24 protein-coding genes are annotated in these 23,856 nt (G+C 43.8%); 8 read left to right on the top strand and 16 right to left on the bottom strand.

What is annotated here, in order from left to right:
- Positions 1-654: 654 nt before the first annotated feature.
- The 5 genes from SC79_RS17930 to SC79_RS17910 are packed head-to-tail and all read left to right on the top strand — an operon-like array spanning position 655 to position 3,939.
- Positions 655-969, top strand: coding sequence for a WXG100 family type VII secretion target (locus SC79_RS17930; RefSeq protein WP_039076228.1), 315 nt, complete (start codon positions 655-657; stop codon positions 967-969).
- Between the two features lie 5 nt (positions 970-974).
- The gene (locus SC79_RS17925) at positions 975-2,198 is read left to right on the top strand and encodes a hypothetical protein (RefSeq protein ID WP_039076227.1); all 1,224 of its coding nucleotides are present in this window, start codon (positions 975-977) and stop codon (positions 2,196-2,198) included.
- An 11-nt stretch (positions 2,199-2,209) separates the two neighbouring features.
- On the top strand, positions 2,210-2,977 hold the full coding sequence (locus SC79_RS17920) for a hypothetical protein (protein WP_039076226.1): 768 nt from the start codon (positions 2,210-2,212) through the stop codon (positions 2,975-2,977).
- 23 nt (positions 2,978-3,000) lie between these two features.
- Positions 3,001-3,558, top strand: coding sequence for a YfjD family protein (locus tag SC79_RS17915; protein WP_039076225.1), 558 nt, complete (start codon positions 3,001-3,003; stop codon positions 3,556-3,558).
- Positions 3,559-3,609: 51 nt separating this feature from the next.
- Positions 3,610-3,939: a YnfA family protein gene (locus tag SC79_RS17910; RefSeq protein WP_082022826.1), complete on the top strand. Its 330-nt coding sequence runs from the start codon at positions 3,610-3,612 to the stop codon at positions 3,937-3,939.
- A gap of 35 nt (positions 3,940-3,974) precedes the next feature.
- Here the strand turns inward: SC79_RS17910 and SC79_RS17905 are convergent, their stop codons facing one another.
- The 14 genes from SC79_RS17905 to rlmD all read right to left on the bottom strand — a co-directional run bounded on the left by SC79_RS17905 (position 3,975) and on the right by rlmD (position 19,091).
- Positions 3,975-4,154: a small acid-soluble spore protein H gene (locus tag SC79_RS17905; protein ID WP_039076223.1), complete on the bottom strand. Its 180-nt coding sequence runs from the start codon at positions 4,152-4,154 to the stop codon at positions 3,975-3,977.
- A gap of 52 nt (positions 4,155-4,206) precedes the next feature.
- The gene (locus SC79_RS17900; protein ID WP_039076222.1) at positions 4,207-6,024 is read right to left on the bottom strand and encodes a sigma-54-dependent Fis family transcriptional regulator; all 1,818 of its coding nucleotides are present in this window, start codon (positions 6,022-6,024) and stop codon (positions 4,207-4,209) included.
- Between the two features lie 116 nt (positions 6,025-6,140).
- Positions 6,141-7,517, bottom strand: a complete 1,377-nt coding sequence (gene acoL / locus SC79_RS17895) for an acetoin dehydrogenase complex dihydrolipoyl dehydrogenase (RefSeq protein ID WP_039076221.1) — start codon at positions 7,515-7,517, stop codon at positions 6,141-6,143.
- Positions 7,518-7,537: 20 nt separating this feature from the next.
- Positions 7,538-8,734: a dihydrolipoamide acetyltransferase family protein gene (locus SC79_RS17890; protein ID WP_039076220.1), complete on the bottom strand. Its 1,197-nt coding sequence runs from the start codon at positions 8,732-8,734 to the stop codon at positions 7,538-7,540.
- Positions 8,735-8,747: 13 nt separating this feature from the next.
- Positions 8,748-9,776 (bottom strand): acetoin:2,6-dichlorophenolindophenol oxidoreductase subunit beta, encoded by a 1,029-nt coding sequence (gene acoB, locus SC79_RS17885; RefSeq protein WP_039076219.1) that lies wholly within the window; start codon positions 9,774-9,776, stop codon positions 8,748-8,750.
- Position 9,777: 1 nt separating this feature from the next.
- Positions 9,778-10,779, bottom strand: a complete 1,002-nt coding sequence (gene acoA, locus SC79_RS17880) for an acetoin:2,6-dichlorophenolindophenol oxidoreductase subunit alpha (RefSeq protein WP_039076218.1) — start codon at positions 10,777-10,779, stop codon at positions 9,778-9,780.
- A gap of 226 nt (positions 10,780-11,005) precedes the next feature.
- Positions 11,006-11,695 carry a YfjL-like protein gene (locus SC79_RS17875; RefSeq protein WP_039076217.1) on the bottom strand — a complete coding sequence of 230 codons (690 nt, stop codon included), beginning with the start codon at positions 11,693-11,695 and terminating at the stop codon, positions 11,006-11,008.
- Between the two features lie 28 nt (positions 11,696-11,723).
- Positions 11,724-12,176 (bottom strand): DUF6884 domain-containing protein, encoded by a 453-nt coding sequence (locus tag SC79_RS17870; RefSeq protein ID WP_039076216.1) that lies wholly within the window; start codon positions 12,174-12,176, stop codon positions 11,724-11,726.
- Between the two features lie 446 nt (positions 12,177-12,622).
- Positions 12,623-13,270, bottom strand: coding sequence for an ATP-binding cassette domain-containing protein (locus SC79_RS17860; protein WP_039076214.1), 648 nt, complete (start codon positions 13,268-13,270; stop codon positions 12,623-12,625).
- A gap of 17 nt (positions 13,271-13,287) precedes the next feature.
- Positions 13,288-13,824, bottom strand: coding sequence for a stage II sporulation protein M (locus SC79_RS17855; RefSeq protein WP_039076213.1), 537 nt, complete (start codon positions 13,822-13,824; stop codon positions 13,288-13,290).
- 22 nt (positions 13,825-13,846) lie between these two features.
- On the bottom strand, positions 13,847-15,523 hold the full coding sequence (locus SC79_RS17850; protein ID WP_039076212.1) for a hypothetical protein: 1,677 nt from the start codon (positions 15,521-15,523) through the stop codon (positions 13,847-13,849).
- A gap of 72 nt (positions 15,524-15,595) precedes the next feature.
- On the bottom strand, positions 15,596-15,826 hold the full coding sequence (locus tag SC79_RS17845) for an uberolysin/carnocyclin family circular bacteriocin (RefSeq protein WP_231559210.1): 231 nt from the start codon (positions 15,824-15,826) through the stop codon (positions 15,596-15,598).
- A 566-nt stretch (positions 15,827-16,392) separates the two neighbouring features.
- Positions 16,393-17,376 carry a tRNA dihydrouridine synthase gene (locus SC79_RS17840; protein ID WP_039076211.1) on the bottom strand — a complete coding sequence of 328 codons (984 nt, stop codon included), beginning with the start codon at positions 17,374-17,376 and terminating at the stop codon, positions 16,393-16,395.
- Between the two features lie 311 nt (positions 17,377-17,687).
- Positions 17,688-19,091: a 23S rRNA (uracil(1939)-C(5))-methyltransferase RlmD gene (gene rlmD / locus SC79_RS17835; RefSeq protein ID WP_039076210.1), complete on the bottom strand. Its 1,404-nt coding sequence runs from the start codon at positions 19,089-19,091 to the stop codon at positions 17,688-17,690.
- A gap of 189 nt (positions 19,092-19,280) precedes the next feature.
- Here rlmD and SC79_RS17830 point away from each other — a divergent pair, with 189 nt between their 5' ends.
- Positions 19,281-19,781, top strand: coding sequence for a hypothetical protein (locus SC79_RS17830; protein WP_231559209.1), 501 nt, complete (start codon positions 19,281-19,283; stop codon positions 19,779-19,781).
- A 286-nt stretch (positions 19,782-20,067) separates the two neighbouring features.
- On the opposite strand, the gene SC79_RS17820 is transcribed toward SC79_RS17830, so the two are convergent.
- Entirely contained in the window at positions 20,068-20,931 is an 864-nt protein-coding gene (locus SC79_RS17820; RefSeq protein WP_039076209.1) for a DNA-3-methyladenine glycosylase family protein, read from the bottom strand.
- Positions 20,932-21,042: 111 nt separating this feature from the next.
- Here SC79_RS17820 and corA point away from each other — a divergent pair, with 111 nt between their 5' ends.
- Together corA and SC79_RS17810 are read left to right on the top strand one after the other, a co-directional pair.
- Entirely contained in the window at positions 21,043-22,002 is a 960-nt protein-coding gene (corA, locus tag SC79_RS17815; protein WP_010330917.1) for a magnesium/cobalt transporter CorA, read from the top strand.
- Positions 22,003-22,103: 101 nt separating this feature from the next.
- Positions 22,104-22,964: an NAD(P)-dependent oxidoreductase gene (locus SC79_RS17810; RefSeq protein ID WP_039076208.1), complete on the top strand. Its 861-nt coding sequence runs from the start codon at positions 22,104-22,106 to the stop codon at positions 22,962-22,964.
- A 35-nt stretch (positions 22,965-22,999) separates the two neighbouring features.
- Here SC79_RS17810 and pdaA read toward each other — a convergent pair whose 3' ends face one another.
- Entirely contained in the window at positions 23,000-23,791 is a 792-nt protein-coding gene (gene pdaA / locus SC79_RS17805; protein ID WP_039076207.1) for a delta-lactam-biosynthetic de-N-acetylase, read from the bottom strand.
- Positions 23,792-23,856: the final 65 nt, after the last annotated feature.

Raw genomic sequence — 23,856 nt, 5'->3', positions numbered from 1 at the left:
TGACATCCAAATCGGTATAAGAATCATTTTACTTTTTTTATTATATTTGATCACTACTGTAACAATCTATACAGGTTACAAAGTTACCAATAAGATGCTTTTAAAAAAACAAGGAGAAAGACAATGAAAAACACCTGGAATACATATAAGAAAAAAATCTTTTTGATCCTCTATTTACTTCCTATGATTGGTATGACACTCGGGATATCAGCAGTCCCCGACATGCGCTAAAACAAAAATTAATATTACTGGTAATTATGTATGTGATGAGTGGCTTGTTTATATTCTTTGTCTATTTAGCAATAAATAAGAGTATAAAATCCATTTCTAATGATTAGTACAATACCGCCTCATTTTTGTAACGTGTTTAGAGCCTAATTTTCAGGCTCTTTTTTATATACTGTTAGCTCAAAAACATCCGTCTCCCTCATGAAAAAACACCTAATATTAAGCTGATTCCCTCGTGCGGATTCATTTTTTTACCTTTTTTGTAATCTCAAAGTCTCATCAACTATGAAATTTAAGTGAATATACGCCCTTCCAGTTCTTATGAAAAGGTTCTTTTGTACGATTCGGATACATGCCGAATTATTTATAATCATTTATAGAATACATCCATTTGTGCGTGAATTTAGAAAAGGCAGGGGACAAAAGTTGGACTCATATAAAGTCATTGAGCTGGCAAACAAGTACAGTGCGGCCGCGGAAGAGGTCAGAAGTTCTAAAATGCTCCTTGAATCCCGGTTAGCTGCAATGGGGGATGATTGGCAAGGGAAAGCAAGAGATTCGTTCGACCAGGATTTCGAGGAAACGAAAGCCGCCTACGATCAATTCGAACTGGAACTGCTTGAAACGAGCCAGGAACTGAAGGCCGCCGCCGCCAAAATCGAAGAACGAAAAGCTGAAATTGCCAGAATGGAAGAACTGGAGCGTAAAGCCAGAGAGGAAAGACATAAACTCAGGGGGTGAACAGTGTGTCAGGAAACATTGCAGTTGATCCGGACAAGCTCGAACAGCTGGCAAATGATGTTGTCACTGAATTAACCGATATGGAAAACAAATATAAGGACCTGCATGCAGAGCTGGGGCAGATGATTTTGCAATGCGATCCCCGCTACAGCAGCTGTTTTTCCGGAGTCGGCGATGCGTGGAGTTCAGGAAAAGCGCTTGTCACCAAGCTGAGTGACAATGACATTTTCATCAGGAAAACGGGCGATACATTTGTTGAACAGGATGATCTATTACGAAAGCTTTATCATGCGTACGACAAATATGGGACAATGACAAGCTTAACCGCTCTCATGCTGACACAGGGAAAATACTACGGACTCGGGCTTACGACATTCGAAAAACAGACAAGCGGCTTACATGCCGCCCGTCATTCCAAGCTACTCTTGGATATTTCCGGAGCTGTCGACAGGTCACGTTATCAAAAAGCCGCCAGAGTGCTTTTGAATCCTAAATATTTATTTAAAAAGACAAACCGGCCATTTTCAGATTTGGTACATAAAAAGTTTACAAAGTACTTTCCTCAGGATACGGTGGATTTTTCAAACAGTGTCAGAAGCTACACAAGAGGATTTCTTAATGAAGCCGGCGTACGCTCTACTTTGAAGGATGTCGGAAAAACAGGCTTGAAATTCGCAAAAGGAAATGCTATAACCGCCACACTGCTCACCGGTGCGACTGAAACATTCGGAGCAGGCTTGAAAATAGCTGAAAATTATGCGAAATACCAAGACAAACCGGGCGTTCTCAAGCGTGAAAACGCCAAAGCCGTTGGGAATGCTGTGAATAATACGATTTTCATCGCAGGAGGGGCAACGGCAGGCGCTGTCGCCGGCGGCGCCCTTGGAAGTGTGTTAGGCCCTGTTGGTACAGTAATCGGAGGTACAATCGGAGCAGCAGCAGGTGGCTTTGTTGGAGAAAAAATCGCAAAATTCACATCAGGCTTTGCTGAAAAAACAGCTGTCAAGCTGAAAGAGCCGATTCACGCTGTCGTTGATACGGCCAAAAAAGGATTGGAATCAGCCGGCAAAGTCGTCAAATCAGTAAATGACGGAATAGATGCAGCAAATAAAACGTTACATGAAGGGATAGACAGCGCGAAAAAAGGAATGGAAAAAGCAAAGAAAACAGCGGATTCGCTTATACACGGCGCAACCCATTTCCTCAAAGGGAAATTTTCATTTGGATAGGAGAATAATCAATGAAGCAGTTTACGATCAGCATAGAAGAACTCTTATTTTGTTTTTACAGCGAAGGGTTTTTTGAACAAGGCATGGCCTTGAAGCAAGCCTATTTTCCGGAAATAGAGGATGAACAGCTCGGCGCTTTGTTTGAAGCGGCGTGCCGCTCACTCCTAGCCAAGGATGCGGCGGAATATCGGAATCACCAATATCGGTTAAAGGACGAGTACTGTCCGTTTATCCACGTATTAAACGACGCCGATTATACAGTGAAACTGTCCAAATTTGATGAACAAGGCAAAGAACAGAATGTTTCCTGCCATGTTTCTAAGTTCGGCACTTACTCTCATGAACTGCTGTTTGATGAACAAGTGCACAGCATTAATAAGATGGATTCAAATGACGGATTGCTTTCTAAAACATCGGATTTTTTAAATATAATAGATGCAGAGGATCACAAAGAATCAATGATGACTCTGACATCAACCGAATTTGAATTGCTTCTGGAGGGTGCTTCAGACACTCCCACACATCTGAAAGAGTTTCTACATAAGCATGACCACCAAGAGGATGTTACACGATTCGTAAATGATTTGGCTTTGCGAAAAGGGAAAATGGATACGCTGATGCGCCTTGTTTATGACAAAGACAACTCGCCTGAAGTGGCTGACATGGCTTTCGTCTTGCCTGGCAGCCGTCATACTTGGCTGGTAACAGGTATCACCCAAAATGAATTTTCTATCGTGCCAGCAAATAAAGATGTGGTAAAAGGATTACTTTTTTGCTAAAGAGCGATAAAGGAGAATAGCAATTGAAAAACAATGAAGTAATTAAGGTTAAAAGCAGACTGTTTTTTAGAATATGGCTGTTCCTAGCCACAGGGGGCGCCTTTATTGCAGGGGTGTGGCTGGTGTCTGAAGCTCTCACATTTGAATCTAAGTATGCCCTGCTTTATTTGGGCGGCGGATTAATGGCGATTGTTTATGGATTAATCACATTTTTTATGGCTCTTCCGGCGTTTACAAGCCGGGGAAATATTATTTTCAGCGTAAAGACAGGGCCTGATGGCGAGATCTTCTCGAGAAAACGAAGTGCGCGTTTTCCTGAGATCAAACGGATTTATATGGGGCGGCATCGTTTCAGTTTAAAGGGGATCTTTTTTGAGGATATCATCATCGAGAAAACAGATGGCAAGGTCGTTCGCATCCCTACCTGGAACATTATCGCCAATCCGCTGTTTTTTGAAGCGGTGGAACGCTATATCCTCCCCCACCTGAGTGAAGAGGCGAAAAGCAACTGGATCAGCCAGTTCACGGAGATTCAGCGAAAGGCGTATTTGAAGGAATTTGAGAATAACCCGAAGCTTTAATAACTCTCCTCCTTTATAATTGAAGGGAAAATAGCAAATTGAGGAGTGCACGTGATGCTGATGACCATTCTTTTATTTCTCGCGGCGGGGCTTGCCGAAATTGGCGGCGGGTATTTGGTTTGGCTGTGGCTGAGAGAAGCAAAGCCAGTCGGCTACGGGATTGCCGGATCGCTGATCTTGATTGTCTACGGCATTCTTCCGACGTTTCAGTCCTTCCCTTCCTTCGGCCGTGTATATGCCGCTTATGGCGGGGTGTTCATCGTGCTTGCGGTCCTGTGGGGATGGCTTGTCGACAGGAAAACACCAGATCTTTATGACGGGGTCGGCGCAATGATTTGCCTCATTGGTGTCTGTGTCATCTTATTTGCCCCGCGCGGATGACAAAATGGCCTGCTTATGAAGCGGGCCATTTTTGTTTAGTCCTCTTTTAAGTTGGTCAGCTGTACTTCATGCTCCTCTTGCGGTTCGTCGAGCGGATAAATTCTCGCTGTTCCGCTCTCTTCATTCACATGCTGAATGTAAATAGGAACTCCGTTGTATGTGACTTTCTTCATGTCGGGAGATTCCACAATTTCTTTCGCCCTTTGAACATTCATTCTAACACCCTCCTTCATACATAATGTTTCCATTTCTTGAAAGAAGTATGCTTTAGGATTCAGCGGACAAGTTGAATTTTTTGAGCCGTTTGTAGAAAGTGCTGCGAGGAATCCCGCTGATTTTGGCGGCTTGAGAGATATTTCCTTTCGCGGATTCAAGCGCTCTAATGATGACCTCTTTTTGGATTTGCTCACGAAGGGTCAGGGTGCCGGCGGCAGCCGGCTTTTTTTGTGCCGGGCTGATCGGCAGTCCTGCGGCCTCAAGTAAAGCGGTAAGCGGCTCATCCGTCAGGCAGCCGTCCGGAAATCTAATAGATAGACGTTCAAACACATTAAACAGCTCGCGAATATTCCCCGGCCACCTCCATTGCTTCAGCACATCCAAAAAAGCGGGAGGAAGTTCTCCAGGCCAACGATTTTTCTGTTTGTAGTACTGAAAGAGATCCGGAATATCCTCGGGGCGGTCGCGTAAAGGAGGGAGCTCGATTGGATAGACATGAAGTCGGTAAAACAAGTCCTCTCTGATTTTTCCGCTTTCGGCAAGCTCGCGCAAATCGCAATGTGTGGCGGCAACCACTTTGATATCAACCGGAATGTCTTTCGTTCCGCCAATCGGCGTGATCTTGCGTTCTTGAAGCACCCGTAATAGCGCAACCTGCATTGAATGGGAGATTTCTCCGATCTCATCTAAAAATAAGGTCCCATGATTCGCTTTTTGAAAGGCGCCTTTGTAGCCTTGTCGTTTCGCTCCCGTAAAAGCGCCCTCCGCATAGCCGAACAGCTCGCTTTCTATCAAATCAGACGGAATCGCTCCGCAATTGACAGCAACAAACGGGCCGTGCCGCCGCTCGCTGTTCTCATGAAGCGCGCGGGCCGCAACTTCCTTCCCCGTGCCAGTTTCGCCCGACAGACAGACCGTTGCATCCGCCGCAGCGGCTCGTTCAAGGTTCTTCAGCATTGCTTGCGATCGGCCGCTTTGTCCGATAACTCCATTGAATCGAAACGCTGCCTTTTTCTCTTGTTCCGACAAATAAAAACAAGTGCCGCCATCCCCCACAGTGACGGCTTTTTCGATCGAAAAGCCCCGTTCCTTCACCTCATACAGATGCCGGCCTTGCCAATCAGGCATTGAGGTTCGAATCGGTATGCTCGCGTTGATGATGTGCTGTTTAGCATTGCAAAGCACCATTGGCACACGGGATGCAGCCCTATCGCCAAAACGGCTGATCAGCTCCAGCTCTTTCTCACGGCTTTTAGCTGCCAGTTCCCGTTCCGCGGCATAGGCGATCGCCGTGGCAATGCCGAGCATATGAGGATGCGCGCCTGCCGCCGGACACGATATGTCAATCACCCCCGCAAGGCTGCCATCTTCATGGTGAACCGGAGCGGCTGAACAGTTCCATTGATGGGAAGCGATAGAATAATGCTCTGATCCTTGTATGGCAACAGGCTCACTGATGTGAAGCGCCGTGCCAATCGCATTTGTTCCGACAGCTGTTTCCGTCCAGCACGCGCCTTCGACGAAGTTGATGCGCTTGGCTTCATAGAGCGCGCGGGGATGGCCGTCCAATGCCAGAACAACACCGTCAGAATCAATTAACAGCACCATCATTTCCATTTCTTTTATGGCAGGCAGCAGTTTTTCCAAGTAAGGCTTAGCGGTCGTCAGGAAGAATGAATGCTTTTTTGACTGCTGATCCAGCTCCGTTTGCTGTAAAACCCTTGGGCCTTTTTCTAAATACGGATTGACCTCAGCTTTTTTGCAGCGATGCCATGACTCGGCGATCCGTTTTCTTAATCGGGCTTCATCTAGTACACCGTCTTTCACAAAACGTTTCCAGGTTTGCAAATCGTTTGGGATCGAATTCATTTCCTTGATCGCTCCTCCCTTACACGCTGTTTTCATCTATTGTAGGGGAAAAATAAAGCGCTTTCAATAATAAAAAAGCAGACGCTCTGTATTCCATGCGTCTGCTTCTTCCCGTTCTATGCATGCACCGCAAGACCGATTGTGCTTAACAGCGCCTCGTGCAATGTTTCCGATAGTGTTGGATGGGCGGCAATGAAATGCTCCGCCATATCAGCGGTCATCTCACCATTCATGATCGCAGCCGCCTGCCCGATGAGCTCGGTCACATCAGGGCCAATCATCGAGACACCGACGATTTCCCCGAATTCGGGTTCTGCCATGATTTTGACTTTTCCTTCCGCTTGCTGTTTAATGAGCGCTTTGCCGTTTGCTGAAAAGGGAAATTCGCCAATCTTCACATCCCCGTATACGCTTCTTGCCTGTTGTTCCGTCATTCCGATGCACGCGATTTCCGGTGATGTGTAGATGCACCGGGGCACATGTTTCTCATTGATTTTGACATCTCTTCCGGAAGCATGGGAAGCGGCGGTGATGCCCTCGTGGAAAGCCGCGTGCGCCAGCTGAATGCCTCCGATTGCATCTCCGCACGCATAAATATGAGGCACGTTCGTCTGCATGTGCCCGTTTACCGGAATGCCTTTTGGAGAAAAATCAACTCCGGCCTGCTCCAGCTGCAATCCGTCAAGACGGGGTTTTCTGCCAATCGCCACCAGCACATAATCAGCCTTCGTTTTAAACTCCCGCTGTCCGCTTTTCCATATTGCCGTTTTGGCCGTTTGATCCACCCGCTCTAACCTGGATGAAGTGTGCACTTCAACACCGTCTTCCTCAAGCTTCTCCTGAAAGAGCCGGGCAATATCTTCATCTTCAGCCGGGATCAGCTGGCCGGCTGTTTCAATGATGGTCACCTTCGATCCCAGTCTGGCAAACAGCCCGGCATACTCACAGCCGATGACACCGCCGCCAATAATGACAAGTGAAGACGGAATGTCAGAAAGGGAAAGCGCGTCCTTGCTGTCGATAATCCATTCGCCGTCATACGGGGCGAATGGCAGCTCGATCGGCTCTGATCCAGATGCAATCAAGATGTGGTTCGCCTCTCTGATTTCTTTTCCGTTCTCTCCTTCGATTAAGAGCTTTCTGTCAGAAAGAAAGGAGGCCGTCCCCTTTACAACCTGTATTTGATTTTTCTTCATTAAATATTGAACGCCTTGGACAAGCTGTCTGACAACCTGTTGTTTTCGGTTCAGCATTTTGCTCCAATCAACCGAGATCGCACCGGGCGGAAGTTCGACTCCAAAGCGGTCGGCATGCTTGATTTTATCGAGAACGTTTGCGCTTTCTAACAAAGACTTCGTCGGGATGCACCCTTCATTCAGGCACGTTCCCCCAAGCGGGCCTTTGTCAATCAGCAGCACGTTTCTGCCCTGCTGTGCCGCGGAGACTGCCGCAGCATAGCCTGCAGGTCCGCCGCCGATAATGGCTAGTGTCATATCGTTTTCACCTGCTTTTCCTATAAAATTAATGCTGCCGGGTCTTCCAAATATGTTTTAATCGCCTTCAGAAAGGCAGCGGCAGGAGCGCCGTCACAGGCTCTGTGATCAAATGTCAGGCTGAGCGGAAGAATCGTGCTTCGGACGATGTCCTCGCCTTGATATACCGGCGTGTCATAGCTTGCTCCGATGCCGAGAATGCCTGTTTCCGGCGGATTTAATATCGGTGTGAAATGCTCCACTCCAAAAGCGCCAAGGTTTGTAATGGAGAAGGTTGAGCCTTGCAGCTCTCCGCTTCCCGTCCGTCCCTCGCGTGCTTTTTTGGCTTGTTCTGAGATGGATTGAGCCAGCTGAATCAACGACTGCTTTTCAGCATGGCGAATCACAGGCACAACTAATCCATTTTCCACTGCCACAGCCATTCCGAGGTGCACATGAGGATGTGTGATGATGTGCTCATTTTGATAAAAGCTATTCAGCGCAGGATGAGCTTGCAGAGCGAGAACGGCGGCTTTTGACACAAAATGAGTCATCGTCAGCTTTGTGCCGTACCTCTCTTCTGCAGTTGGAGAAAGCTGTTTTTGAAGAGCTGTCACCTTGGTGATATCAGCTTTCATCGTAATCGTCAGCTGCGCGCTGTTTGCCAGGCTTTCCTGCATTCGGGCCGCGATGACTTTTCTCATGCCTGTCACCGGCGTTTCCTTCGCCTTATGTGCAGAAATCGGCTCTGCCCGATCATTTTTCTGTTCAGCAAGCGCCTTTGTGACATCGTCCTTTACAATGCGCCCGCCTGGACCAGTGCCTTTCAGCTGTTTCAGATCTAATCCCGCTTTTTCCGCTATTTTTCTGGCGACTGGAGATATTTTGATTCGTTCTTTTTTCGCGGCTGCGGGTTTGTTTTCTTGTTTTTCAGGCTGGACGGCTGGCGGCTCGCTATCTTCTGCAGCAGGCGCTTTCGCCTCTTCCTGCACCGACTCATTGGCGTGCCCAATGTAGCAGATCGCTGTGCCGGGCGGAACCTCTTCCCCCTCTTTTACTTTGATATCGATCAGCGTCCCTTTTTCAGGCGCCTCGATATCCATTTCAATTTTCTCCGATTGAATGCTGGCAATGCTTTCTCCCTTTTCAACCGGGTCCCCTACTTTTTTATTCCATATCGATACTTCCCCTTGTTTCATAGCCATTCCCAATTTTGGCATCACTACTTTTACCGCCATTTGTGTCCCCCCTTTAATTCATTGCCGGCTCGCCAAGCAATTCAAGCGTGACGCTGACAATTTGATCTGGTGTCGGCAAATATTGATCCTCAAGCACTGGCGAAAACGGCACCGGTGTATGCGGCGCTGTAATCCGCTTAATCGGCGCATCAAGCAAATCAAAACCCTTGTCGGCGACAATCGCAGCGATATCTGTGGCAATGCTGCAACGCGGATTGGCTTCATCAATAATGATCAGTCGGTTTGTTTTTTCTAACGATGTAAAAATCGCTTCCTCATCCAGAGGAGACAGGCTGCGGGGATCAAGCACCTCGGCTTCGATGCCTTTCTCTGAAAGCTTCGCAGCCGCACTAAGCGCGGTATTCACCTGCTTGCCGACCGCAAACAGGGTGATATCATGGCCTTCGCGTTTGATGTCCGCTTTTCCGAGCGGGATTGTATAATAATCTTCCGGCACCTCGCCCTTCATGTTGTAGGACGTTTTGTCTTCAAAAAAGAACACCGGATCATTGTCTTCGATTGCCGCCAGCAGCAGGCCTTTGGCGTCATACGGATTGGAAGGAACAACCGTCTTCAGTCCCGGGATGCTCGTGAATAGGCCATACAGCGCCTGCGAATGCTGGGCAGCGGCCCGGAACCCCGCTCCGTACGTGGTGCGGACGGTAATCGGCACTTGCGCTTTTCCGCCGAACATATAGCGGAATTTCGCGCCTTGGTTGATCACCTGGTCAAAGCACGTGCCGATAAAATCATTAAACATCAGCTCGGCAATTGGTCTCAGCCCGGTTGATGCCGCAGCCATAGCCGCACCCATGTAGCCCGCCTCAGAAATCGGTGTGTCCAGCACTCTTGTGCGCCCGAATTCCTGCACGAGACCCTTCGTGACCCCTAATACACCGCCCCATGCTTCATCATCCTGCAAATGATCGACCGCCGCTCCCCCGGCGACATCCTCGCCGATCAAAAGCACATTTTCGTCTTTTCTCATCGCAAGCTTCATCGCTTCATTGAGCGCGTCTGACATGCTTATGACTCTCGCCATCTCACATTCCCCCTTTTTCGTATGACACGTAGACGTCTGTCAGCAGCTCAGACTCTTTCGGATATGGGCTGTCTTTGCTAAACGAGACGGCTTTTTCAATCGATTCATTGACACGCTTTTCAATGTCTGACAGTTTATTGGCATCTGTTTCTTTTAAAAGGCAATTTTTAAAGCCTTGGATGGCATCCTTTTCTTCAAGGTGCTCAGCTCTTTCATTCTTTGTTTTATACGTTTGGGCATCCCCTTCGAAATGCCCGTAGTTTCTGTAGGTCATACATTCGATCAAAGACGGGCCCCCGCCGTTTCTTGCTCTTTCTATCGCTTCCTCGGCTGCCTGGTAAACTGCTAAAATATCTTTTCCGTCCACCGTAACCCCAGGCATATTATAGGCAGCCGCCCGATCGGCGATTGAATCACAGGCCGACGCGTACTCAAATGGAGTGGCTTCACCGTAGCCGTTGTTTTCGGCTACAAATACCACAGGAAGGTTCCATACTGCCGCTAAGTTCAGTCCCTCATGGAAGCTGCCTTGGTTATTTGCTCCGTCTCCAAAAAAGCAAACGCTTACATTTTTAGTCTGTTTATATTTAGCGGTGAGCGCTGATCCGCATGCGAGCGTAAACCCGCCCCCGACGATTCCATTTGCCCCTAACATACCTTTATTGAGATCGGCAATGTGCATAGAACCGCCCTTTCCTTTACACAGGCCGGTCGCTTTCCCGAATATTTCCGCCATCATGCCATCCAGATCACAGCCTTTGGCGATACAATGGCCGTGTCCTCTGTGCGTGCTTGTAATGCTGTCGCCATCATGTAAATGAGCGCACACCCCTACAGCTACCGCTTCCTCACCGGCATACAAATGGACGAATCCGGGAAGCACTCCCTGTGCGAACAGCTCATGCACTTTGTCTTCAAAGCCCCTTATTTCCAGCATCTTTTGGTACATCCACAGCGCTTTCTCCTCAGTTAATGACAAGCCTTCTCGTTTTAACAATTCCATTTTGTGTGCCTCCTTCTATTTAGGGTTCATATTTATCAATGCAAGAAGTGTGCCAGTCATTAGATCCTTTAAAATCAGCCTTTTCATTTTTACACTGGAGACAATTTGAGACAGGTGTCTCATTTTGTCTCGTTCTGATCCATTTGTCTCGTTTTATGGCATGCAAAAAAGACCAGGCACCCCGGTCTTTGACAATGATCGACTTATTTATTTCCTCGGAAATCTTTTAACTGCCCAATTCCTCTGCATCGTTTGGCTGAATAGCTGTTTTCGGAAGGAAATCAACTGAATATTTGACATAACCGAAACCGCCGTCCGCGTCCTTCTGTATACAGTCTACCGTGCCGTTTGCATATGTATATCCCTTTTCATTAAGCGTCTTTCTGACTGTTTCCGCCATCTTTGCGGCATCTGTTTTTGATAACCCGCTCGCGTCTAACTGAATCGTCATGCTCATCGGCGCTTTTTCAGCCAGCTGTTTGTTCCATTTTGTATCTAATGTGAACTGGCCGTTTCCGATGCTCAAAGCAGCGTCAGTTTTTAAGATTTGCGGCATCTCTTTTTTCAGATCTGCTTCGATTTCCTTCGATGCTTCTTCATTTACATGTTTTGCTACTGATTCGGTATACGCTTCTTCAATTCCATCGCACGTGACTTTCGGATGGAGAAATCCCTTCGTACACATTGGATAGCGATGAGATTGGATGTTTGCTTGGAACACATATTCAGAGGTTTTAGCGCTGTATATCCCATTTGTAATCTTGATTTCTTTATTGGAGTAGGTCTGCTTCACATAAGAAATAAGCTCTTGCTCTGCGGCATTTTTCGTAAATGGATCACCGAACCATACATGATAGGTATATAAGCCGCATCCGAATACCGCAATGGCAATCAAGCCAACCACAAGTTTTTTCATATTCACACCCTTTTCTTGATATGTTGTCCTACAATTCTTGTTTTTCTTCAACAGCCTGATTCAGCGCTTGAAGCATGTAGCCAATGCCTTTGTACGATGACAGCGGCCAGCTGATTCGTTGATGCTCGCCGGTGACGGTGTTTAGGACGCTTCGATATTTTTTTCCGCCAAGCATGACGAGCTCTTCGATATCAGAAAATCCCCTTTCGCAAAATTGGCGGCGCAGCTCCTCTGTTGTCATGATTTCCGGATGACCGGTGCCAAACGTCACATCGTAATTTCCAGATACGATATCATCTGGGCGAAGAAATCCGTGCTTCGCCGACAAAATCACCCACTCATCGAAAAATGCTTTCGCATATCGCTCGCACGCTTGATGGAACGGGCTGAGATAAGCGTCTTTCGCCCTTGTTGGACCGTTATCCGGATAGATGTCCCATATTTTTTTCTTGCCGCAGGGGATGATGCATAGTCGTTTCATACAGTTTTCTAACTCCTTTTGTTTTCAAGGCTATCATAAGTAACAACCTCACAGTAAACGTAATCAACTGAAAAATTAAGGCTAATTGAATAAAACACGGGAGCTGGTTAAATGCTATTTATTAGAATCGAAAGAAAAGATAATGTAATCAATACTGAAATCGTTAATCTTAGCCAATTCAACAAAATAGTATTAACATTCTTAAAAACGCTACTAAAAATCCAAATCATTAAAATAAAGGGCACAATAATAAAGATTATATTAAAATCAATATGAAATAGACTGCAAACAAAGTCTCCTATATATAAATTAGATTTAATTTTCACACTTAATATCATACAGATAACGGCAAAAAGCCAAGCTGTATAACCACTAAATACCTTAAATTTGTTAGTCATATTTATCCTCCTTTAATTCATTCATAATAATCATCTACTAATCGATTATTATCCGATTTGTATTTTTTCCACCTCTCCCCCATTTAACCTAAATATATTATCACATATAGAATGACTCATCTCTTCTATATGTGAAGAAAAGATTAATAAAGCGCCGTTTCTAACCACCTCTTCAATCATTTTAACCGCTATACTTAAAGATGATTTGTCTATAGCAGAGAAAGGTTCATCTAACAGTAAAATATTTGCATCTCTAAGAAACATTACAGACAAGTAAAGTTTATACTTCATTCCCAAAGAATAATCCTTAACAGGTTTTTTTAATGCATCGGACAATGAAAATTTTTTACAGTTTTCATAAAATCGTTCCTCAAAAACCCCATCAGAAATTTGAAATAAATTTTTTAGAAAAATAGCATTTTCTGCCCCTGTTAAGTAATCAAACAAATAGGGTGACTCCGGAATATATATTGTATGTTCTTTTAAACGATCTCCTCTAATAACATCACCTTTATGATGATATTCTATGTTTCCATTTGCGCTTAATAAGTTCGCAAGTATTTGAAGAAGCGTTGATTTACCAGATCCATTTATTCCTTGTAACCAAGTTATTTCATTCGGATATAAATCAAAACTGACGTCTTTAAGTACAAACTCCTCATCATATTTAAAATTTAAATTACTTACTTTAAGCATTACTTATTTTCCTCCTCTTAAAAATCATTTACAAAATTATTACTAAAATAGGCTTCTATAAAACTAGCAATAAATAAAAATATAGCTACTATTCCTACTAATGGAATTAATTCGAGATTAAATATATTTTTTGTTTTTTTTCTATTTCTAATCAGAGTACGGAATAATCTCCATAATACAAATGGTATTATAGACGAAACAACTAATGAAGGGAGCTCGAAAATAGCATGAGGAAGAAAAGATTTGAAAAAAAGCCCCGCCTTGTTACTAAAAATCATAGAAACAGCCACTCCTGTAATCAGACCATTATAAAATAATAAAATTGCACTGCCAATTCCGTAACTAAAAAAGCCACTAACAATTATTATACCAGCAACTTTTAGGTTATTAATATAATACTCATACCAAGGAAGATTCGCCGCTTGGAAATTTACAGTATTAGTATCAAACGACTCAAATAAATAACCAATTAATATTGAAAACATAAAGATTAGAGAGTTTAAGAAAACCTTATTCTTATATCTTTCCCACAATAAACCGCTAATAGATGCCATGTAAATCAATCCCCTATTTAAACTATCTAAGATTAATATTCTTTAATTTATAATACAAGAATAAAGTCACACAAGTAATAAACAATAAAACATAAAAAACACTGGTCATTAACTTGTGCACCTGAGAGAAATCAGTAAAAACTACGAGAAAGAATGGAATTAGTAGTCCTACAACCATTAATTTTTTAGGTAAAGATAATAATGTTTTTATCAGTCTTGTTTCAATATTGTTTATGTCTACAGAAAGAATATGTTTAAAGTCATATCTAGCTGTGAATACTACCCAATATGTTGATAATATAGTCATAGCTATAAAGATCATCCAACAACCAGACATACCAATTAGGTAATCCCAAATATTAATTTTCATAAACAAAGAGCCTAATGTATAAAATATACACATTAAAATATGATAAGGGAAAATAATAACTTGGGTTAATTTTATTTTTGATTGTACAAAATGACCGTATTTATAATATGGCGTTAGTTTAATCAGATTTATTTGCCTCAACTCACTTGACGGGTTTAATATTGGCTGAGCATAAAGAAGCAGCCATGTAATTTGTGATATTAATATAACGTTTAAAAACCATATGGCTATAATGTAATTTTCAGAGTGTAAGTTGTAAATAAAAACAATATACATCCCTACTAGACTCACTATTGACGGAGGAATAATATACTGTGTTATTAAAGGCATTTGTGTATATACTCTAAGCCTTTGTATTAACAGTAAATCTCTTCTAACCCAAAAGTCATTCCTAAATAATATTCTTGCTATCCAAAAATATATCTGAAAAAAGGGATTACTAGTAGTATCAATATTTTCTTGAACTCTATCTACTGATGTTTCTTGCTGCTTGACCTTTAATAAAGTACATAACAGAACAATTAGCGTAATTGCTGCAAAAACTGAAGTGAAAAAAACAATATTGTTACATATTAATGATCTACAATCATCTATGAAAACTATTAAAGAATTATAAAGTTGAAACATAAAGTAACGCATAGACTCATTTACATTATTAAATAAATGCTCACTAGATAATGATTTTTTTATAAGAGGCGTTAATAAGAGTTTAAGAATAATACCCATAATAATCCCCATAATAGCTACCCTAAATAAATAAATCACTTCTTTTAAATTTGTAGTTTTATTTACTACGAACCATTCTTTAGAAATTTTTTTATGTAAAGTAGACATGTAAAAGTATGAAATTAATATAAACCAAAATATAATTAATGGTATCGAGAATAGCCATCTGTCAAACATTAAAATTATTGAATATATAGCAAATATCTGCAATGAAAACTCTCGTATCCAAAACATAACTGTCTCTGCTAATAACCAAGTAAAAAGTATTTTGGTTTTATGTATCGGCGACTGAAATAATAAATATTGAAGCGGATCTTTTAAGATTCTTACAACATTATAACGTGCCATTGTAAATGGTAATACTAAATTAAAAAGCAATATTCCAATTATAATTATCCAACGTACATTAGATTGATTAATTAAATTAAGACTAATAAATAACAAGAAAATTAAAGAATACTGGGACACTATATAAATTAACCATCCCAGCCAAAAAGGTACATTAATTCCAAAATTCTTTTTAACTGACCCTAATATCGTTGAAAATTCTTGTCTGAATTGACTTAGTAATATCATTTTCAAAAATATAAAAAGCTTTTTCACCTTAAAAGTCCAACCTTTCCCATTTCTAATACAAAGGATCACTCAATTAAATTGAGTGATCCTTAAATTTTCTTACCAAGCAATTGCTTGCGCTTTTAGACTACGCTTCAAGTAATTTTTTATAGTATAGATTAATGCATCAATTGAAATTGATGCTGCTGATAAAGTACCACCTGATATAATTGCTAAAAGCGTACTTCCTCCAACAAATGCCCAGCCAGCAGCGTCTACTGCATTGACTACTTTTGTAGCCACACCTTTATCAACACTTAATACTCCTGCCACTTGCATTATGAAATCCAAAAAATCACCTCATTATTTTAGTAAAATGTGCTCCTGCAGGGACAATTAAACTATATCATATGAGTATAAAGTATGTGATATTTTCGACAAAATTAGTGTTTTTTCTACAAGAATAGTCAATACATACATTTTTAATCAAGAATATTCAAAATGCATTTAAAAAATATATATTTCCCCCATTAACAGAAACAATCGCTTCCTCATTAGTTATGCAGGCAAATTGAGTTGAAGGCTTCTACTATATAATAGTTAATGCAATTTTTCGTTAATAATAAACCTCTTCTCTATCTAATAACCAACCTTTTATATGAATTTTTACCATCATGTTGACTCTCTGGACAAGTACACTTGGTTGAAAGTTTTATTAAGGACTCATACACTCTATATAATAGACAGTCGAAGCGAGCGAATCATAATCCTGCCTTCCTTCCGTTATGATAAAAGGCTACACATAAAAAAGCCTGGAACTCGGAAATGTTAAATTTACCGAATTCCAGGCTTGATGAGAATTTTACTGGGCGATGTTTATTTTAGTGAGACATAGGAAACAAAGACTTTGGAACCTTCTAAAGTGCCTCCGCCCCATTAAGATACTTTTTCTCAAATTCATCGAGCAATGCACGCACTTCATCTGTTGACTTTGTGTTCATGCATTGGTTTCTTAATTCACTTGCGCCTCGGAATCCACGGAGATAAATCTTGAAAAAGCGAGGAAGAGGCTTGTACGGACGGGCTTCTAATGCTGAATATTGATCATGAAGATCGAGATGGAGCCTTAAGAGATCCAGCAATTCTTTGCTGCTATGCTCTTTCGGTTCCTTTTCAAAGGCGAATGGATTTGTAAAAATACCTCGTCCAATCATAATTCCATCAACACCGTATTGTTCAGCAAGTTTTAAGCCCGTTTCACGATCAGGAATATCTCCATTAATAGTAAGAAGAGTATCCGGTGCCACCTCGTCACGAAGTTTCTTAATCTCCGGGATGAGTTCCCAATGCGCATCTACTTTGCTCATTTCCGCTCTTGTACGCAGATGGATGGAAAGATTCGCAATGTCTTGTTCCAGTACGTGTCTCAGCCAGTCGCGCCATTCATCCACATCCGTGTAACCAAGCCTTGTCTTCACACTTACAGGCAATCCTCCTGCTTTTGCAGCTTGTATTAATTCTGCTGCAATGTCAGGACGGCAAATAAGGCCGCTTCCCTTGCCATTCCCCGCCACATTAGGTACAGGACAGCCCATGTTGATATCTAGACCCTTAAATCCTAATTCCGCCATGCCAATACTCATTTGCCGAAAGTTTTCAGGCTTATCTCCCCATATATGGGCCACCATTGGCTGTTCATCCTCGGTGAAAGTCAAACGGCCCCGCACACTATCCTTCCCATCTGGGTGACAATAGCTCTCCGAGTTTGTAAACTCCGTAAAGAACACATCGGGTCTGCCAGCTTCACTTACGACATGGCGGAACACGACATCTGTCACATCTTCCATTGGTGCCAGCACAAAAAATGGTCGTGGCAATTCACGCCAGAAATTATCTATCATCACACATTCAAATCCTTTCATTATAAATACCAGGTCAAACGTAATGAAGCAAAAATGTTCTGTTACACTTATAGCATGCTGAAGCGCTTCTGATCAAACGATAGTAAATTGTGAACATTATATCTTTACAAACAACATATAAAAAGCAATAAAGCACACCGCTCACAGGGTTAGGCACAATACCGGATTTCTGCTGTTTCTGATCAATCGCTGAGGGCTTATCACCCTATTTCCACAAAAGACGCATGAAAAAGACCCGGAAATCGGCAACGTTCATCCTGCCGAAATCCAGATCTGATTAGAACTCGTTTCTATTCATTAGACGATTTCAATACAAGCTTCGCCACCGCTTCCACATGCGCCGTCTGCGGAAACATATCCACAGGCTGAATATAGTCCACACGATAGTCCTTCGAGAGCGCCTGCAAATCTTTCGCAAGCGTGGATGGATTGCAGGAAACGTAGACAAAGCGTTTCGGTTTGACTTTTTTGATCGTGTCCAAGAATGTGCTGTCACAGCCTGTTCTCGGCGGGTCAACGATGACAATGTCCGGACGGAAGCCTTCTTTCGTCCATTTCGGGAGCCAGTGCTCGGCTGTTCCTGATACATATGTGGCATTGGCCATGCCGTGTTTTTTGGCGTTTTTCTTGGCATCGTCAATGGATTCCTTGATGACGTCCATACCGCGGACTTCCTTCGCTCCGCCCGCCAGCCACATGCCGATGGTGCCGACGCCGCAATACGCGTCAACGACTTTTTCTTTTCCCGTCAGCTGCGCCGCTTTTTTCACTTCGTCATACAGCTTGACGGTTTGTTCCGGATTGAGCTGGAAGAAGGCGCGGGCGCTCAGTTCAAATGATACGTCGCCGAGCACCTCTTGGATCACTGTATGTCCGGCGAGCGGTTTTGTTTTCTCACCGAAAATAACAGAGGTTTTCGCTCCGTTTACATTTTGGATAATGGATTTGACCTCAGGCAGGCGCTTTTGGATCGCTTTGACGATTTCTTCCTTGTGCGGAAGGGTTTCTTTTGCTGTCACAAGCACGACCTGCACCTCACCTGTTTCAAAGCCGACTCGCGTCACAATGGTGCGAACATCGCCTTTTCGTTTCCGTTCATTATAAACAGACACATTGAAGTCCTCTAAAATCCGGCGGACGATGCCTGTTGTTTTGTTGGTTGCCGGATGCTGAACGATGCAATCTTTGATCGGCACGATGTCATGAGAATCAAGGCCGTATAGGCCGGCGATGATGCTCCCGCTTTGCGAGCGCCCGATCTGGAATTGGCTTTTATTGCGGTAATTCCACGGGTTGTCCATGCCGATCGTTTCTTTGATGTCCATGCTTTCTACTTTAAACTTCGTATGGCGTTCCAGAGACTGAATGACGATATCACGTTTTTCACGAAGCTGCTGGCTGTATGCAAGGTGCTGAAGCTGACAGCCGCCGCACTGTTCATATACGGGGCAAGGCGGTGCCACGCGGTGCTCCGATGCCTTGCGGATCTTCTTCACGCGGCCCTCCGAAAACTTCGGCTGAACCTTTGTGGCTTGCACGACAACCTCTTCGCCTGGAAGCGCGCCGGGCACGAAGACGACTTTTTTCTTAAAGTAGCCGACTCCTTCTCCGTTAATGCCAAGACGCTTAATCGTCAGGGGAAAGGTTTGTCCGACTTTCAGTTCGACGGGCGCCTGTTTTTTTTGTTGGTTCACATTGTTCTCTCCGTTTCTATATAGAGCTTTCTGCAAAATAGCAGAAAGTGAAATGTTTTATTCACATCTTTCTAGTATAACACGCTTGCCTAGTTTCCTTCATATTTTTCAAAAACATTTCCATTTTTACTCAATCATTTAGCAGAACAGCCGATACAAGTTATGACTATTACATAAAAGAGGGATAAAATGAAGAAATTTCTAACCGCTGCCTGCGCATTAGGCTTACTATTCAGCGCAGCAGGATGCGGAAACGACAGCACCGCGACTTCTGCAAAAACAGAAAAAAAGGCAGAAGACGAGAGCAAAAATCTGGATCTGCTAAAAAAAGACTTTAACAGTATTACCAAAGAAGAGTGGGATAAAATCCATATTTCCAAAAAGGATTTAAACGGCGCATTTGAAAAAATGACAGAAGCCAATTCCGATGGAGAAAAAGTGGTTAAAAAAGTGGACATAAAAAACAATACGGTTGTTGTCACCTTCAACAACTCAGACGGAAAATCGATGGAAAACGGTCTCTTGGCCATAGTCTTTGACCAGTTTCTTCGCACATTGTATAAGCATTCGTCTTATTATGACAGCAGCGAACCGACCATTCGATTTGTTGATTTGGACAACCAGCTGGTTCAGGAAAGCGATCAGCCGTTGGATACCGATAATGAAACAGATGATTCAAGCCAAAAATAACGTTTTCACCTGAAAAAATACCGATTCAGGCCAAAGCATGACAGTGAAGCTTGATTAATCTCAGGAGGCTGCCGAAAAGGCAGCCTCCGATTGTTGACAAAGACATAAAACGGTTTTTGTTTTATGTCTTTGTCATCTATCAGCGTGATTGAAAACCCTTGAAGTCTAGGAAGGACGAGCATCGGAGCACAGCGAATGTAGGAATTCGTGAGCACCGACGCGCAGGACTGACAACGAATGCGAGGGTTTGTCGACACGCTGAGGCTGCCGAAAAGGCAGCCTTTTTTCATTCGATACTCCTCCACAAATACAAAGACGCATAGCTTAAATAAGGCTCCCACTCCTTGCTCATCGCCAGCATGACATCCTTTGCCGGCTTATCGTCCAGATGGAAATGGCGTTTGATCGCATTTTGGAGTCCGATATCGGCTAGCGGGAACAAATTAGGGCGCCCAAGCCCAAACATGAGGACGTTTTGCACGGTCCATGGGCCGATGCCTCTGATTTTGACCAATTTCTTCATGATGTCTTCATCCGTCATGTCCGGAAGCTTCGACAAGTCGAGTGTGCCTTCTGCGATCATCCTTGACGTGTCAATGGCGTATTCCGCTTTTCTCATGCTGAATTGCAGATCGCGCAGATCCTGATAATCGAGCTCCGCTATCGTTTCCGGCTTTGGATAGCACCACACGCCGTCCTTCTGCTCGCCAAACGCATGGACAAACCGTTCTGTTAATATATAAGCGAAGGAAAGATTGAGCTGCTGGTGGATGATGCATTTCATGATGCAGTTGTACACGCTGTAGTCCAATACAAGCGGCGTACCCGCATGCTCTTCAAAAATGGCGGACAAACTCGTTTTCGAAAAATGATCGAGAACGTGCTGTAAATCATGTTCCCATTGAAATATCCGTTTGATTTCCTTCATCATCTCTTCCTGGTCTGTTTCTCCGCTGACAAGAAACTCAGGGGCATCCGCTTGGCCTAATGCCTGTATCTTCACAATGCACACGTCACCCGCTTGGTTTCTGATCGGCACGCGGATCTCCCGCGCTTCTTTATCCATCGCATTGAGAGGGTCTAAAGAGAGCCTGTCCAGCACGCGGTCAAAATGGTACGGAGGCGTGACAAATACGTTTTCCTTCCACATGCAATCCACCCTTTTTCCGTTTTTGTCCAGTATAACACGCCGCTAGGCGGAGAACACCGTATACTTTTCTGATATAGGCCGCATGATATAATGGCAGGTGGAGGGTGGTTTATGATCAACATTACCGCAATGACAACAGAGCATCAGCTGCTGAAAAATATACCGATCGAACGAGTGGAACAGCCTGATATTGCGTGGTACTGGGTTGATTTATACGGCCCGGAGGATACGGAAACGGCAATATTGAGAGATTTTTTTCATTTTCATCCGCTTGCCATTGAGGATTGCTTCCAGCATATGCAGCGCCCCAAGCTTGACCATTATGACGGCTATCGCTTTTACGTGATTCATGCGCTGAATAAGGATACGCTGGAGACGGAGGAAGTGGATATCTTTCAAGGCGAAAGATTTGTCGTCACCTTTCATTTACACGAAACGCCCGGTATCGCCAAAGTCCGGGAGCGTTTGTATGCTTCACCGGACATATTAAAAAAAGGGCCTGGGCATATCACTTATATGATCATGGATCAGCTTGTCGATGAATATTTTCCTCTCGTGTACAAAATTGAAGACAGGCTGAACGAGATTGAAGAAAGCCGTTCTCAGAAAACATATGGAACGCTGATGAACGAGGTGTTTGATCTTAGGACAGATCTTTTGCATCTGAGACGGACGGTTATTCCGATGCGTGATTTGCTCTATCGGATTTTAACCCTTGATCATGTGAAAGAGCATCAGGAAACGAAAGCCTATTTCAGCGACATATATGATCATTTATTAAAATTATCTGAGATTGTGGAATCCAACCGTGACATGACGTCCGACTTAAGAGACAGCTATGTGACACTGAATTCAAACCGGATGAATGCGATTATGATGACACTGACGATCGTGTCGACCATTTTTATCCCGCTTACCTTTATTGCCGGTGTGTACGGGATGAACTTCGACTACATGCCCGAGCTGCATTGGGATTACGGATATTTCGCCGTGCTCGGCCTGATGGCTGCGCTTGTGATCGGGATGCTAATATGGTTTGTACATAAAGGATGGTTCAACATATTTAAATGAGGACAGCGTAAAGCTGTTCTTTTTTATATTGACAAGCCGCTTTTCATGCATATGATGTTCAATTTGTTTATAATGGAAAAAATGTTCAGGGAGTGATCTGATTGAAAATCGCTGTTATCGGACTCGGCAATATGGGACAGCCCATTGCCCGAAACGTGCTTCAGGCAGGCTACGAATTAACTGTTTATAATAGGACGAAACAAAAAACGGAAGAGCTCGCATCAGAAGGCGCACAGGCAGCGGACACGCCGCGACAAGCTGCAGAGTCCGCTGATATTGTCATCACAATGCTTTCAGATGACGATTCTGTCAGCGCCGTGACATTCGGAGAAGACGGGCTGATTGCAGGATTAGCAGAGAACGGCATGCATATCTCAATGAGCACCATCAGTGTCGAGTTCTCTGAAAAGCTCGCCGCAGCCCATGCGGAAAAAGGACAATCCTTCCTCGCCGCTCCTGTGCTTGGAAGACCGGATGCGGCCGCTAAAGCCGCACTCCGTATCATCACAGCCGGACCGGCGGAAGCGAAGCAAACTGCCAAGCCTCTGCTTGACACCTTGAGCCAGCAGGTGTTTGACGTCGGCGAAGAAAGCAAGACGGCAAACGCGGCCAAAATCAGCGTCAATTTTTTACTCGTGTCTATGCTGGAGGCGTTATCTGAATCATTCTTAATGATGGAAAAGTACGGCTTAGAACAAAAACAATTTTTAGATATCGCCAGCGCGCTCTTCGGCTCTCCTGTCTATCAAAATTACGGAACCATCATGGCAGAGCAGACATTTGAGCCGGCCGGTTTTAAAATGTCATTAGGGCTGAAGGATACCAACCTGGCACTCGCCGCCGCTGAACAGGTTTCTGCACACCTCCCTCTCGCCGAGCTGGCCAAGAGCCATTTTGAAAGCGGGATTGAAAAAGGCTTTGGAGATCTGGATTGGGCCGCACTCATTAAATGTATCAAATAAGAAGAAAGCCTCTCCGTTCTGGAGAGGCTTTCTGGTTACAAGGACGGCAGGTTCATTTCTTTCTCAAACATCAAATCATCAATGCTTTTAAATGTGTAGCCTTGTTTTTTCAGGTCTGTGATCGCCTCATCCAAAGCTTCGGCATTGTCCTTGGATACGGTGTGAAGCAGGTAAATCGCTCCTGGGTGCGCCTGCTTGATCATATGATCGTAGGCGTATTTACTCCCCTTTTGGCTATTGATTTTCCAATCAACAAAAGCGACCGACCAGAAAACGGTTTGATATCCGAGGCGTTTCGTTTCTTTCAGCACGTATTCACTGAACATGCCGCGCGGCGGGCGCAGATACAGGTTGTCCTGCTTTCCCGTAATGTTATAGACCTCTTCATTGACTGAATCGAGTTCGTCCTGAATCTGGTCCGCTGTTTTTTTCGTTAGATCCGGATGGTGAAACGAATGGTTGCCGATAATATGCCCTTCATCAGACATGCGCTTAATCAGCTCAGGCTGGTCCTTTACAAAATGCCCGGTGACAAAAAAGGTTCCTGTTACACGGTGTTTTTTTAAGACATCGAGCACTTTTGGCGTATAGCCATTTTCGTAGCCGTTATCAAAGGTTAAATAAATCGTTTTTTCCTTTGTATTGCCTAAATAAAACGCGCCATATTTTTCAATTAAACGGTTTAGCTGCTTCCCGACATCAGGCGGCTGATGATTGACACTTCGTTTAAAGCCCCAATTAATCGGGTCATTAGGCACCGCTGTCGCCTGTACTGCGCCCCCGACAAGCAAGACGGCGGCGCAGCATATTGAACACATCCACTTCATGGCCAGCGCTCCTTCTGCATTTTTTTATATTTTACAGATAGGCGCTACGTTTTATACTGACGCTT

This window comes from Bacillus sp. MSP13 (genome assembly GCF_000815295.1).
Lineage (GTDB): Bacteria > Bacillota > Bacilli > Bacillales > Bacillaceae > Bacillus > Bacillus vallismortis.
This window is presented reverse-complemented; position numbering and strand designations above follow the sequence as displayed.